This is a genomic window from Ruegeria sp. AG1 (genome assembly GCF_056541705.1).
This window is the reverse complement of sequence record NZ_JBQFYU010000008.1, coordinates 166,563-179,412: the sequence shown is the minus strand read 5'-3', so window position 1 is coordinate 179,412 and position 12,850 is coordinate 166,563. Positions and strand designations below refer to the sequence as shown.

The window sequence follows — 12,850 nt, the reverse complement described above, 5'->3', positions numbered from 1 at the left end:
ACGATGACCATTGAAGTTCGTGTTCCCACGTTAGGCGAGTCTGTTACCGAAGCCACGGTTGCGACCTGGTTCAAGAAACCCGGTGATGCCGTGGCCGTGGATGAGATGCTCTGTGAGCTTGAAACCGACAAGGTGACGGTCGAAGTCCCCGCCCCCGCCGCTGGCGTCATGGGCGAGATCGTAGCCGCAGAAGGTGAAACCGTTGGCGTCGACGCCCTGCTGGCGACCATCGCCGCAGGCGAAGGTGCAGCCCCTGCCCCCGCCGCAGCAGCGCCCGCCCCTGCGGCCGCTACGGCAGCGTCGGGTGGCAGTGTTGATGTGATGGTGCCCACGCTGGGTGAATCGGTCACCGAAGCCACCGTCTCGACATGGTTCAAACAGGTTGGTGACGCGGTCGCGCAAGACGAGATGCTGTGTGAGCTGGAGACCGACAAGGTCTCGGTCGAGGTTCCCGCCCCCGCTGCTGGCGTTCTGGCGGAAATCGTCGCGCCAGAAGGCACAACCGTGGACGCATCGGCCAAGCTGGCTGTGATCTCGGGCTCCGGCGCTGGCGCCGCCCCTGCACCCGCCCCTGCCGCCACCGCAGCTCCGGCCGCAGCAGCAACCGGCAAGGATGTCGCCAACGCTCCGTCGGCTGAGAAAGCCATGGCCGAGGCCGGTCTGTCCGCCGCTCAAGTCTCGGGCACCGGACGTGATGGCCGCATCATGAAAGAAGACGTGGCCCGCGCCGTGGCAACGGCTGCTGCACCCGCGCCTGCTGCCGCTCCCGCTCCGGCCCCTGCGCCGCGCGCGCCTGTGGCCGCCGATGACGCCGCGCGCGAGGAACGCGTCAAGATGACCCGCCTGCGCCAGACCATCGCCAAGCGTCTGAAAGACAGCCAGAATACCGCTGCCATGCTGACCACCTATAACGAGGTGGACATGACCGAGGTGATGGCCCTGCGCAGCCAGTACAAGGATCAGTTCGAGAAGAAACACGGCGTGCGTCTGGGCTTTATGTCCTTCTTCACCAAGGCCTGCTGCCATGCGCTGAAAGAAGTGCCCGAGGTGAATGCCGAAATCGACGGTACAGACATCGTCTACAAGAACTTCGTCCATATGGGTGTCGCCGCCGGTACGCCCACAGGCCTGGTGGTTCCGGTCATTCGCGATGCGGACTCGATGTCTTTTGCAGCAATCGAAAAGGCCATCGCCGAGAAAGGCAAACGCGCCCGTGACGGCAAGCTGAGCATGGCTGAGATGCAAGGCGGCACCTTCACCATCTCCAATGGTGGTGTCTATGGCTCGCTGATGTCCTCGCCGATCCTGAACCCCCCGCAATCGGGTATTCTGGGCATGCACAAGATCCAGGACCGCCCGATGGCGATCAACGGTCAGGTTGTGATCCGTCCGATGATGTATCTGGCGCTGTCCTATGACCACCGGATCGTTGACGGCAAAGGCGCGGTGACCTTCCTTGTCCGCGTGAAAGAGGCGCTAGAAGACCCGCGCCGCCTGCTGATGGATCTGTAATCATGGCAACGCATGTTCTGTGGCAAGCCGATGTGGCAGACTTTGATGCCTGGCTGAAGGTGTTTCGCGAAGACATCGCGATGCGCCAGGCCGCTGGTATCCACGACCTACATGTCTGGCGTGACCCCGATCAAAAGGATCACGCCATCGCCATGTTCGAAGTGGATGACATACAAAAAGCCCGCGCTTTCTTCGACTCGGAAGAGCTGGCCATGCATCTCGAACGCGGTGGGGTCGCCCATATTCAGGTGAAACTTCTGGACCCGGTCTTGCCTTAAAAACTCTGCTGTGTGCGGGACCGCCCTGCACACAGCCCCGCAAATACACGTGAAGCGCGCCTGCTATTGATGTCAGAGAATGCTAACCGACAAACGGACTCTGGTTGAAAAAGGATACTCGTCATGTCTTCCGAACTTTCCATTCTTGCTCTGTACGGCCTTCTGATCGTCGTAGTGGTTTTGCTGAATGTGCTGACAGCCATGTCGCAGGTCGGATTGATGACATTGGGTGGCGCGCGGGACGACATGCCCGCCCTGACCGGTGTTGCGGGCCGGGTCGAACGGGCTCTGACCAATTCGGTCGTCGCCATGGCCCTGTTTGCCCCCGCCGTTCTGATCCTGTCCGCCAAGGACGCCTTCACCTCCGGATCGCTGCTGGCCGCGCAGATTTTTCTGATCGCGCGTGTGGTTTTCGTTCCGATCTACGCCTTCGCAATCCCGGTTCCCTTCCTGCGCACGATCGTGTGGATGGCTGGGTTTCTTGCGACGATCTATCTTTACCTGCTAGCCCTATAGCTTAGTACGCCGCACCAGGATGCGGCCAAGACACACCAAGGAGTGCCCTCAATGTCCAGCTATGACGTCATCGTAATCGGAGCCGGTCCCGGCGGCTATGTCTGTGCCATCCGCTGCGCCCAGCTGGGCCTGAAAACCGCCGTTGTCGAAGGGCGTGAGGCGCTGGGCGGCACCTGCCTGAACGTGGGCTGCATCCCATCCAAGGCGCTGTTGCATGCCTCTCATCAGCTGCACGAGGCCGAGCATAACTTTGCCAAGATGGGCCTGAAGGGCAAATCTCCGTCCGTCGACTGGAAACAGATGCAGGCCTACAAGGAAGAGGTTATCGAGGGCAACACAAAGGGCATCGAGTTCCTCTTCAAGAAGAACAAGATCGACTGGCTGAAAGGCTGGGGGTCAATCCCGGCTGCCGGCAAGGTCAAAGTGGGTGATGAGGTTCACGACACCAAGAACATCATCATCGCATCAGGCTCCGAGCCGTCGGCCCTGCCGGGCGTTGAAGTTGACGAGAAGGTCGTTGTGACCTCAACCGGGGCGCTATCGCTGGGGAAGATCCCGAAGAAGATGGTGGTGATTGGTGCCGGTGTGATAGGTCTGGAACTGGGGTCGGTCTACAGCCGTCTGGGTGCTGAAGTGACGGTGATCGAATTCCTCAAGGAGATCACGCCGGGCATGGACCCCGAGGTACAGAAGACCTTCCAGCGTATCCTCAAGAAACAGGGCCTGAACTTTGTGATGGGTGCGGCGGTACAAAAGACCGAAGCGTCGAAAACCAAAGCGAAAGTCACCTACAAGCTACTCAAGGATGACAGTGAACATGTGATTGAAGCCGATACCGTCCTGGTCGCCACCGGTCGCAAGCCATACTCGGACGGGTTGGGGCTGGATGCGCTGGGTGTCGAGATGACGCCGCGCGGTCAGATCAAGGTCGGCGCGGACTGGCAGACCAACGTGCCGGGCATCTACGCGATTGGAGACGTCACCGAAGGCCCGATGCTGGCGCACAAGGCCGAAGACGAAGGTATGGCCGCAGCCGAGCAGGTCGCAGGCAAGCACGGCCACGTAAACTACGGCGTCATCCCCGGCGTGATCTACACCTGGCCCGAAGTTGCCAATGTGGGTGAAACCGAGGCGACACTGAAAGAACAGGGCCGCGCCTACAAAGTCGGCAAATTCATGTTCATGGGCAATGGCCGGGCCAAGGCCAACTTTGCCTCTGACGGATTCGTCAAGATTCTGGCCGACAAGGAAACCGACCGGATTCTGGGTGCGCATATCATCGGCCCCGCTGCAGGCGATCTGATCCACGAGGTTTGCGTTGCGATGGAATTCGGTGCCTCAGCCGAAGATCTGGCGCTGACCTGTCACGCCCACCCGACCTATTCGGAAGCCGTGCGTGAGGCCGCTCTGGCCTGTGGTGACGGCCCAATTCACAGCTAAAGGTCTCTGACCCCGGCGGCGATCAGCCTGTCGGGGTCAACCAGGCATTCAGGTAAGTTTCAAGCCTGTCGGTGAAGGTTGTCGCCGAATGCAACGCGCAGAACCTGAGAGACATGGCCTGAATCGCAAAGGCCTGAACACCTTCGGCCAAAAGTTCGGACGGCACATCCTTGCGCGTCTCGGCCACTTCAAGCCACATCATCACCACCCGGAAATACCGCTCAAAGCAATAGGCGATCGGCCCAACATCCGCGATGGCGGTTGCGCCGGAATACCGGATCAGCAGATCGAAAACATACCGTTCGGACATCATGAAGCTGTGGACCGGTTCCAAGGCAGCGATAAGCTGTTTTACGTTTTTGGGCGATGTCCCCGCCTCGGCCTGATCCAGACACGCATTCAATCTGTCCGCGATCAGGATTTCCATTAACGCGTCCTTGTCGCGAAAATGTGCAAAGAAGGTGCCCTTGGCGACACCAGCCGTCTGCACCACCTCTTCCACCCGAAGGCCCTCATACCCGCTTTTCTGAATCAACTCTTCCGACACCGCCATCAGGCGGGCGCGGGTTTTCAACGTGCGTTTCTGGACTGTCTTTTGCATGAGGCCAGATTGCATGTTTTTTGACCGCGGTCAAATTTTATATTGACCATGGTCATTTTTATACCTAATAAACTGACCATGGTCATTTTTAGGAGACATCCCATGCACGCCAAGAAAATCCTGATCCTCGACGGACACCCTGCCGAAAGCAGCCTGTCCCGTACTTTTGCGAAAACCTACGGCGACGCTGCGCGCCAGAACGGTCATGAAGTCCGCCTGATCCATCTGAGCGACCTTCAGTTCGATCTCGATTTTGGGCAGGGCAACTATCACGAGTTCAAACCTCTTGAGCCCGAGCTTGAGAAGCTGTTGCAAGATTTCGAATGGAGCGACCATCTCGTTATGACCGCGCCGATGTGGTGGGGTGGCCTGCCCGCTAAGCTGAAAGGCCTAATTGATCGCATGTTCATCCCGGGACGAACGTTCGATACGAGAAACACCACCAAACTGGGCTTTCCGGCCCCGATGCTGACCGGTCGCACCGCGCGCGTCATCCTGACCTCGGACACACCCGGCTGGTTCATGCGCCTGATCTACCGTCAAGCACTGATCCGGCAAGTCCGCGATCAGATACTCGGCTTTGTCGGCTTCAAGCCAACGCGGTTCACATATTTCGCAGGGGCCAGCGAGCCAAAGCCAGGAAGCGTCGATCGCTGGATTTCCAAGGTCGCCAGAATTGGCGCAGAGGCTATCTAGGTGCCCTACCTACCACATTGTCTTTGCGGCGCGCGCGCGCCATTCGGAGTCGTATTGCGCGCCGCCTTCCTCACCGGATGAGGCTTCTGCAAGGATCTCGCCAACCGTGGGCAATCCACTGCTTTGATCTCCGCCGGTCCATGTCCCAGCCCGCATCAAGGCCCGGGCGCATTGGGTGTAGATCTCGGCAATCTGGATAACGATCACGGTGGCCGGTTGCTTGCCTTGCTTGTCGAACCGCGCCCTCAACCCTTGATCCGCAGATACCCGTGCCGTCCCGTTCAGGCGAACCACAGTGTTGGAGCCGGGCACGATAAACAACACCGAAACCCTCGGATCGCGCACGATATTGCGCAAGGAATCCAGACGGTTGTTCCCCCGCCAATCCGGCATGGCCAGCGTATTGGGATCAAGCTCCAAAACAACGGGCCCATCGTCCCCGCGCGGGCTGCCATCGACGCCTTCGGGGCCAACGGTGCTGAGGACACATAGGCGCGATGCCATGATCCATTGCCGGTAGAGCGGCGTCAGGCTGTGCGCTACTTTGCGCAACGACGGCGCTGCGGGCGTGCCATAGAGCGCCTCTAGGCTCGGGATGTCCTCAATGAACTCCATCCGGATCAAACCCCACTTCTTTCATCAAAGCGTCTGAGCGTGTCTCGATCACATCTTCCAAACGGCTCAGAAACGCGTCCCGTTCGACGCCCGGTTCAATCGGGTCGAGGAAATCGACGATCGCCAACCCGGGTTTGCGCAAGATACCACTGCGCGGCCAGAATACGCCGGCATTGGTCGCAACCGGCACACACGGAAAGCCCAGCCCTCCGTAAAGGATCGCCGTGCCGACCTTATATGGTTTGGACACGCCCGGCGCGACGCGGGTGCCCTGAGGGTAAATCACCAACTGACCGGGTTCGGCGAACTCTTTGGCGACGTCTTTGACCATCTTGGCCACTGCCGCACCCTTCTTGCCGCGATTGACCGGGATACAGCCCAAACGCCGCGCATACATTCCGATGACCGGGGTCCAGAGAAGCTCTCGTTTCATGATGAATTTACCATGCGGGATGGCGTCGAAGATCATGATGATATCAAGGAAAGACTGGTGCTTGGCCCCGATGACAACCTCGCCAGTGGGCACCGTGCCACGCACCTCGCACCTTATGCCAACCATCCATCGCGCCAACCACATCGTGCTGCGCGCGTAAGTTTTGCATGCGCGCAAAGCGCCCTGTTTCGTGAAGATCGCGTATGGCAGATAGACGATTCCAAGGATCAACATCCAAACGTAAATCACAATCATGAAGATCAGGGAACGGATCCATTGAAAGCCCTGTGACATCAGGAAAGCTCCTTCAACTTGCGGCGGGCGGCGGTCCAGGTGGCGAAGAAGGCAACCACAGCGCCCAGAACGGGGATCAGCAAGGGCAACACCCAGCCAAGCCCCTGAAACCCTACTCCGGTCAGAAATCCGCCCTCGTCCGAGGGGTCGGGCAAGAGCAAAACGCCCGTCATCCCCAACATCGTCCCGACAAATGCGCCGAAGAAGGCGCGGTAGGTAAAGCGGCGGACAAATGCGCCGGCGATGAACCGATCCCGCGCGCCCACTTGCCGCAGCACTGCGATGATGCTGGCATTCGCAGCAAGCGAGGCGTTGGCTGCCAGCGTGATCATAGCCGCGGTAGCACCTCCGATCAGCAGGATCGAGACCCAGCCCAGCCGTCGCAGGGACATCGCCGCATCCACCAGAGGCTCGCGCCAGCGGGTGTGGTCATCCAGAACCGCTCCGGGCACTTCGGCGCCCAATCGCAGACGGAGACCAGCCGTGTCGAGACCCGGCTCACCTTCAACGATTTCAATAAGTTGCGGGATCGGCAGTGTCTCAATCGGCAAATCAGGCCCAAACCATGGTGACAGCAGCGCGGCCTGTTCCTCGGCCGTCAGCGCGCGGGCTGAGGCAACGCCGGGTGTCTGGCCAAGAACGGTCAGCGCGGTTTCCGTCTGTGCCGCCATCTGCTCGGCCGGGGCGTTGATGCGCAAGGTGGCAGCCCCCGCCAGCTCCGAGGCCCAACGGTCTGCGATCCGACCCGAAGCAAGCGAAAGCGCCAGTGCAAACACTGCCAGAAACGCCATTGCGCCCGATACAAACAGGGTCAGATGCGCCGTGTACCCGGTTGGAGGGACAACGCGATCCGCGCGTGTATCCCGGCGCAGCAGGTTCCGGATGTCACCGTTGCTCATAGGTCCGCTCCGGCCAGATGCAGTTTGCGCTGCGAGATGCGCAACACGCGGGCCTGAACCTGGCTCTTGGCCGCGCGGATCAGACTCAGGTCGTGGGTGGCGATCAGGACGGTCTTGCCCATGCGGTTCAGCTCGATCAGCAGACGCAGTAGCCGTTGCGACATCTCCCAATCGACGTTGCCGGTCGGCTCATCCGCCAGCACAACGTCTGGCGACAGGATCACGGCTCGGGCCAAAGCCGCGCGTTGGCGTTCACCACCCGACAGTTCAGGCGGATGGGCGTCAAGCCGGGCCCCCAGTCCGACCCAGGACAAAAGCTCGGTCAGGTTGTCCTGCTCTTCCGACTCGGCCCGTCCCGACACCATCAGAGGCAAGGCGACATTTTCAGCCAGCGTCAAATGATCCAAAAATTGGCAATCCTGATGCACAACACCGACCCGACGCCGCAACAGGGCCATCTGATCCCGATCCAGACGCGCGATATCTTCGTCAAACACGCTCAACCGACCCGAGGTCGGAAACAACGCGCCATAGCACAGCTTCAGCAACGTGGTTTTGCCCGCGCCCGAAGGTCCGGTCAGGAAATGGAACGAGCCGGGCTGCAATTTGACTGAGACATCGCTCAGTAACGCACCGTCGCCATAGGTATAGCTGACATTTTCCAGCTCGATCACAGGTGTCCCCAGTTCTTTTGCCGATCTTCTTGCCCGAGCTTGCCTGCGGTTTCAATGCCTGCACCGAGTCCAATTGGCGACACTTGCCCCATGAAACCGAAAACGCCCTTTGCTGTTGGGTCTTAACGGAATATCATCCCTGAAAAAACTACTATCGGGCCGAACGTCAGGCCGGGGAGGCAGTATGAGACTTACATGTCCGAATTGCGGCGCTCAGTACGAAGTGCCGGACGAGGTTATCCCCGAAGAGGGGCGCGATGTGCAGTGCTCCGCCTGTGACCAGACGTGGTTTCAGCCCAAGCACCCCGAAGACGCAGCACCCGTCACTGACACGCCGGACGCCACCGCCGAGCCGGACGCTAAGCCAGAGCCAACACCTAAACCCGACACAAATGTCGAGGTCGTTGCTGAGACTCCGTCCGATAGCGGCAAGACCGGCAATGTCGACCCTGCCGTTGCGAGCATTTTGAAGGAGGAGGCCGCGCGTGAGGCGGAGCTGCGCTCTCAAGAAGGCAGCAGCCTTGAGACGCAACCCGATCTGGCACTGGAAGACTCTGTCGAACCCGAGTTTCAGATCAAGCGCCCAACTGCGACCGAGACCGCCGAGGATGCGGGCCAAAAGGATGAGCTTCCTGACGTTGAGACCATCAATTCAGGCATGATGAGCGATGAGGGCGACGACACGCCCCCGGCCAAACAATCCCGTGGCTTCGTGCGCGGCTTTGCCGTGATGCTGGTCATCGGCGTTATCCTGTATCTGATCTACGGCAATGCGCAACAGATCGGTGAGGCCGTACCGCAAGCCGATCCCGTGCTGGACTCCTATGTCTCTCTGATTGATCAGGCCCGTATCTGGCTTGAGACGCAAGCCGGGGCAGGCGCGCCGCAGGAGTAAAGCGTTTCGGGTTTTACCTGTAACACCAAGTGACACGAATGTCCCGAGAACGCTGAAAGCGGGGCAGGGTATTCGTGTCTCAGGTTTAAGCCGAAACGATATACCGGCTCAGAACCGTTCCAACAGACGCTTGAGGTATTCCAGCTCGATCTCGGGCCGGTCCGTTTCACCGGTCCGACGGCGGATTTCGTCCAGCAACTCACGCGCGCGGCGGTAAACGTCTTCGCCCTGCAACAGGTTGTCATCGGTTGAGATCGACCCGGCTGCACCGGGATTGCGGCCAAGCGGATCACGGCTGTTGGCTTGCGCCTCACCTTCCTCGGTGCCTTGTCCGGATTGGTTCTGTTGGTTCTGCGCCATGGCCTCACCCAAGGACCGCATGCCTTCTCGTAGGGCCTCCATCGCTTCGGACTGACGGTCGATCGCTTCGGCCAGATCATTGCCGCGCAGCGCCTCCTCCGCCTCTTCCATGGCACCTTCTGCGCGGCCCAACGCATCGCGCGCCGCGTCGCCTTCGGGGGTGCCTGCACCGGGCAAGCCCTGTTGCTGTCGGTTCAGTTCCTGCCGCAGGGCCTGCTGCCGATCCGCCAAAGACCCCTCACCCGGTTGGCCTTCGCCCGCCTGATCCGAACCCTGACCCTGGCCGCCCTGACCCTCGTGGCTTTCACCACGGCCCTGACCGCCATTGCGGCCTTCATTACCCTGATTTTCTCCGGCCTGAGCGCCGGGGTTGAACTGTTCCTGCAAATCGCGGAACGCCTGATCACTTAAACCTTGCTGTTCGCGCAGGGTCTCGGCCAAGCCTTCCATGGCCTGTTGCCCTTCGGATTGACCACCCTGCCCTTGGCCTTGTGTGACGCGCATGTTCTCCATCATCTGCTGGAACTCTTCCAGCGCCTGCTGCGCCTCAGCCATGCGGCCCTGTTCCATCAATTCCTGAATGCGATCCATCATGGCCTGCAGATCGTCCTGCGTCATTTGCATGCTTTCGCCATTCTGACCGGACTGGCGCTCATCACTGTCGCCGTTTTCCTGCGCAAGACGCTGCAACTGGTTCAGGTAATCCTGCGTGGCCTCTCGCAGTTCCTGCATCAGTTCAGCGATTTCCTCATCGCTGGCCCCGTTTTGCATCGCCTCAGTGAGACGCTCCTGCGCCCGGCGCATCCGCTCCAGCGCATCAGCCAGAGTGCCCTCTTCGATCAAAACCGCCAGATCCCAAAGGGCCTGCGCGATCTCGGCCTGTTGTTTATCCTTCAAACCGTAGTCGTTGAAGTTTTCCAACCGCCGCAGGGTGACCCGCAAGCGCAGATAGGCGGTATCGGAGCGAAACAGTTCCTCGGGCCGGTGCGAGATCGCCCGCAGAACCTGGGCCACACGCGGCGCACTGGTCCGCGACCAGAGTAGATCGCGGCGCTGTTCGATCACCGCAGCCGCCAGGGGATCAAAGAATCGGCGCGCAGGTAGATCGGTCAAATATGGCTCGGACGTGCTTTCCTGGTCCGAGGCGTCGCGCGCCATCAACGTGATGCGAACCGGCAGATGCGCCCATGGGTGCTGTGAGAAATCCTCGATAAGATCTTCGGTGAAATCCGCGCGGTCTCCGGTGATCGGCATTGGCAATTCGACCTCGATCACCTCGCGCGGTTCAGGGTCAGCCGTCAGACCATAGCGACGATCTACCGAGGCCATGTCCAACTCGATAACCGCCGAGCCAGAGACAATCCCATAGTCATCCGAAGCCGTAAAGGGCAGCTTCATCTGCCCGCCTGCCTCGGCTTCGGCCTTATCAGCAACCGCAATGCTCGGCGGGGTGTCGGGAATGACGTCCACCATCCAATCCCGTCCTGCGGGGCCATCAATGCGCATCTGGCCTGAACGGGCGACGGTGAAATCCTGCTCAGTTTCGGTCGCGGCCTCGGCACCTAAGGGAGAGCTTGTTTCGGTCAGGCTATGCGCGCCGACCTCGCCATAAAAACGCAGAGTAACGCGACTGCCTTGAGGGATCGACAGCGTGGGACCCGTCTGATCGGCCAGATAGAGAGTCGGCAGTCCGGTATAGCGTGGGGGTTCGACCCAACCTTCCCATGTTGGTCCTTGCCCCGCCACTGCAGTTCCGGGGGCCATCTCGGCCACCGAGCCAATCCGCCAGAACGAACCGAACAGGGCCGCGACCACCAGCGCCAGCAAAGCCGCGTAGCGCAGGGCATAAGGATCGCGCGACGCCAGTCTCAGGTCGGGTTTGGCAACGCGCGCTTGCGCGGCACGGTCCGCCATCCGCGCCTTGTGCGCCTGCCAGAGGGCAACCGAATCCGCATCCCCCGCACCAATCGCCTGATCATCCATCAATGCCTGAATCGGACGCCCGGGCAGGGTTTCATCCAATCGGGCCAGCGCTTCGGCTCGTGATGGCAGGTGGAATTGCCGAATCCCCCAGATCGCGCTGACAAGCAGCGCAATGGCTACGACGACAGCTGCGCCCCACACGATCTCAACCCGCACAACATCATGCAGACCCAGCATCAACGCGGCCAAAACAGCCATCAAAACCGAGAAAAACGGCCAAAACGCGCGCAAAACCTGCTCGGCCAGCAATCCGGCATGTGTCATCCACACGGACAGACGGGGAACGGGCAGGTTTGGTTTGTCGCTCAAAGCGGGCCTCCGGGTGTTGGCCCGCGCGCCTACCGCGTCAGAGCCACTCAGGTATGGTATCGCGGTTTATGATTTCGTCAAAGCTTGGGCGTTCACGAATTACGGCAAATTGATCCCCATTCACCAAAACCTCGGGGATCAGGGGGCGCGTGTTGTATTCGCTGGCCATCACCGCGCCATAGGCCCCGGCGCTGCGGAAGGCGATTAGATCACCCGGCGCAAGCGGCGGCATGTTGCGCTGTTTGGCAAAAGTATCACCGGATTCGCAGACGGGGCCCACGATGTCATAGGGCTGTTGTTCGACCCCCGCTGCGGGTTCCTGTACCGCAACGATATCGTGATGCGCCTCATACATGGCCGGGCGGATCAGATCGTTCATCGCGCCGTCAACGATCAGGAAATCACGCCCTTCGCCGGATTTCACATAGATCACCTTGCTGACCATCAGACCGGCATTGCCTGAAATCAGGCGACCGGGTTCGATTTCGATTTCACAGCCCAGATGACCCAGCGTTTTCTTGATCAGCGCACCATATTCCAACGGCAGAGGCGGCGCGTCGTTCGAGCGCGTGTAGGGAATGCCAAGCCCACCGCCCAGATCGAGGCGGCGGATGTTGTGGCCCTCTGCACGCAACTGCTCGGTCAGTTCGGCGACCTTGGTGTAGGCCAGCTCAAACGGCTCCAGCTCGGTCAGTTGCGAGCCGATATGGACGTCGACGCCGATGACCTCCAGCCCCGGCAGAGATGCCGCGTGGGCATAGACCTCGGACGCGCGCGAGATCGGGATGCCAAACTTGTTCTCGGACTTGCCGGTTGCGATTTTGGCATGGGTCTTGGCGTCCACATCCGGGTTCACCCGAACGGTGATCGGCGCAACCACGCCCAGCTCCGTCGCTACCGCGTTGATCACTTCCATCTCGGGCTCGGATTCGACGTTGAACTGGCGGAGACCACCGGTCAGCGCTGTGCGAATCTCATCCGCCGTCTTGCCAACACCCGAAAAAACGATCTTGTCGCCCGGCACACCGGCGGCCTTGGCCCGAAGGTATTCCCCGCCCGAGACCACATCCATCCCGGCGCCCGCTTGCGCCAGCGTCTTCAGAATCGCCTGATTGCTGGCGGCCTTCATCGCATAGCAGACAAGGTGATCAGTGCCTTCAAGCGCGTCATCGAACAGCTTGAAATGCCGCAACAGAGTCGCAGTCGAATAGACATAGAACGGGGTTCCGACCGCGGCTGCGATTTCGGAGATCGGGACATCCTCGGCGAAAAGCGCGCCGTCGCGGTAGAGAAAGTGATCCATAGAAGCGCGATTAGACCAAAACCGCCCTATGGATCAATGGAT

13 protein-coding genes are annotated in these 12,850 nt (G+C 60.3%); 6 read left to right on the top strand and 7 right to left on the bottom strand.

The window, feature by feature from the left end; all coding sequences use genetic code 11:
• The first annotated feature begins 3 nt into the window (after positions 1–3).
• From odhB to lpdA, 4 genes are all read left to right on the top strand, one after another.
• Positions 4–1,512 carry a 2-oxoglutarate dehydrogenase complex dihydrolipoyllysine-residue succinyltransferase gene (gene odhB / locus ACR0B5_RS14165; protein ID WP_480541231.1) on the top strand — a complete coding sequence of 503 codons (1,509 nt, stop codon included), beginning with the start codon at positions 4–6 and terminating at the stop codon, positions 1,510–1,512.
• Between the two features lie 2 nt (positions 1,513–1,514).
• Entirely contained in the window at positions 1,515–1,790 is a 276-nt protein-coding gene (locus ACR0B5_RS14160; protein WP_170469015.1) for a hypothetical protein, read from the top strand.
• A 123-nt stretch (positions 1,791–1,913) separates the two neighbouring features.
• Positions 1,914–2,306 (top strand): MAPEG family protein, encoded by a 393-nt coding sequence (locus ACR0B5_RS14155; protein ID WP_170666823.1) that lies wholly within the window; start codon positions 1,914–1,916, stop codon positions 2,304–2,306.
• Positions 2,307–2,357: 51 nt separating this feature from the next.
• Positions 2,358–3,746: a dihydrolipoyl dehydrogenase gene (gene lpdA, locus ACR0B5_RS14150; RefSeq protein WP_170378991.1), complete on the top strand. Its 1,389-nt coding sequence runs from the start codon at positions 2,358–2,360 to the stop codon at positions 3,744–3,746.
• A 22-nt stretch (positions 3,747–3,768) separates the two neighbouring features.
• Here the strand turns inward: lpdA and ACR0B5_RS14145 are convergent, their stop codons facing one another.
• The gene (locus ACR0B5_RS14145; RefSeq protein ID WP_170553923.1) at positions 3,769–4,347 is read right to left on the bottom strand and encodes a TetR/AcrR family transcriptional regulator; all 579 of its coding nucleotides are present in this window, start codon (positions 4,345–4,347) and stop codon (positions 3,769–3,771) included.
• Positions 4,348–4,449: 102 nt separating this feature from the next.
• Here ACR0B5_RS14145 and ACR0B5_RS14140 point away from each other — a divergent pair, with 102 nt between their 5' ends.
• The gene (locus ACR0B5_RS14140) at positions 4,450–5,043 is read left to right on the top strand and encodes an NAD(P)H-dependent oxidoreductase (protein ID WP_170553580.1); all 594 of its coding nucleotides are present in this window, start codon (positions 4,450–4,452) and stop codon (positions 5,041–5,043) included.
• 9 nt (positions 5,044–5,052) lie between these two features.
• Here ACR0B5_RS14140 and ACR0B5_RS14135 read toward each other — a convergent pair whose 3' ends face one another.
• The 4 genes from ACR0B5_RS14135 to ACR0B5_RS14120 are packed head-to-tail and all read right to left on the bottom strand — an operon-like array spanning position 5,053 to position 7,958.
• On the bottom strand, positions 5,053–5,658 hold the full coding sequence (locus tag ACR0B5_RS14135) for a pyridoxamine 5'-phosphate oxidase family protein (RefSeq protein ID WP_170642769.1): 606 nt from the start codon (positions 5,656–5,658) through the stop codon (positions 5,053–5,055).
• Complete coding sequence (locus ACR0B5_RS14130; protein WP_480541228.1) at positions 5,645–6,385, bottom strand: lysophospholipid acyltransferase family protein; 741 nt, start codon at positions 6,383–6,385, stop codon at positions 5,645–5,647. The genes ACR0B5_RS14135 and ACR0B5_RS14130 overlap by 14 nt, the downstream gene beginning before the upstream one ends.
• Positions 6,385–7,284: a cell division protein FtsX gene (locus ACR0B5_RS14125; protein WP_170661201.1), complete on the bottom strand. Its 900-nt coding sequence runs from the start codon at positions 7,282–7,284 to the stop codon at positions 6,385–6,387. The genes ACR0B5_RS14130 and ACR0B5_RS14125 overlap by 1 nt, the downstream gene beginning before the upstream one ends.
• Entirely contained in the window at positions 7,281–7,958 is a 678-nt protein-coding gene (locus ACR0B5_RS14120) for a cell division ATP-binding protein FtsE (protein WP_480541226.1), read from the bottom strand. Before ACR0B5_RS14120 ends, ACR0B5_RS14125 begins: the two co-directional genes overlap by 4 nt.
• Before the next feature lie 184 nt (positions 7,959–8,142).
• Between ACR0B5_RS14120 and ACR0B5_RS14115 the strand changes: the two genes are divergently transcribed.
• A complete protein-coding gene (locus ACR0B5_RS14115; RefSeq protein ID WP_480541224.1) occupies positions 8,143–8,853 on the top strand; it encodes a zinc-ribbon domain-containing protein in 711 nt (236 codons plus the stop codon).
• Between the two features lie 108 nt (positions 8,854–8,961).
• On the opposite strand, the gene ACR0B5_RS14110 is transcribed toward ACR0B5_RS14115, so the two are convergent.
• Both ACR0B5_RS14110 and lysA read right to left on the bottom strand, forming a co-directional pair.
• Positions 8,962–11,505 (bottom strand): TIGR02302 family protein, encoded by a 2,544-nt coding sequence (locus ACR0B5_RS14110; protein WP_480541222.1) that lies wholly within the window; start codon positions 11,503–11,505, stop codon positions 8,962–8,964.
• Positions 11,506–11,542: 37 nt separating this feature from the next.
• Positions 11,543–12,808, bottom strand: a complete 1,266-nt coding sequence (gene lysA / locus ACR0B5_RS14105) for a diaminopimelate decarboxylase (RefSeq protein ID WP_170553609.1) — start codon at positions 12,806–12,808, stop codon at positions 11,543–11,545.
• Positions 12,809–12,850: the final 42 nt, after the last annotated feature.

Bases quoted from the DNA above. Each gene is read 5' to 3' on its own strand.
- odhB (WP_480541231.1), top strand. From the start codon at position 4: ATGACCATTGAAGTTCGTGTTCCCACGTTAGGCGAGTCTGTTACCGAA.
- ACR0B5_RS14160 (WP_170469015.1), top strand. From the start codon at position 1,515: ATGGCAACGCATGTTCTGTGGCAAGCCGATGTGGCAGACTTTGATGCC.
- ACR0B5_RS14155 (WP_170666823.1), top strand. From the start codon at position 1,914: ATGTCTTCCGAACTTTCCATTCTTGCTCTGTACGGCCTTCTGATCGTC.
- lpdA (WP_170378991.1), top strand. From the start codon at position 2,358: ATGTCCAGCTATGACGTCATCGTAATCGGAGCCGGTCCCGGCGGCTAT.
- ACR0B5_RS14145 (WP_170553923.1), bottom strand. From the start codon at position 4,347: ATGCAAAAGACAGTCCAGAAACGCACGTTGAAAACCCGCGCCCGCCTG.
- ACR0B5_RS14140 (WP_170553580.1), top strand. From the start codon at position 4,450: ATGCACGCCAAGAAAATCCTGATCCTCGACGGACACCCTGCCGAAAGC.
- ACR0B5_RS14135 (WP_170642769.1), bottom strand. From the start codon at position 5,658: ATGGAGTTCATTGAGGACATCCCGAGCCTAGAGGCGCTCTATGGCACG.
- ACR0B5_RS14130 (WP_480541228.1), bottom strand. From the start codon at position 6,385: ATGTCACAGGGCTTTCAATGGATCCGTTCCCTGATCTTCATGATTGTG.
- ACR0B5_RS14125 (WP_170661201.1), bottom strand. From the start codon at position 7,284: ATGAGCAACGGTGACATCCGGAACCTGCTGCGCCGGGATACACGCGCG.
- ACR0B5_RS14115 (WP_480541224.1), top strand. From the start codon at position 8,143: ATGAGACTTACATGTCCGAATTGCGGCGCTCAGTACGAAGTGCCGGAC.
- lysA (WP_170553609.1), bottom strand. From the start codon at position 12,808: ATGGATCACTTTCTCTACCGCGACGGCGCGCTTTTCGCCGAGGATGTC.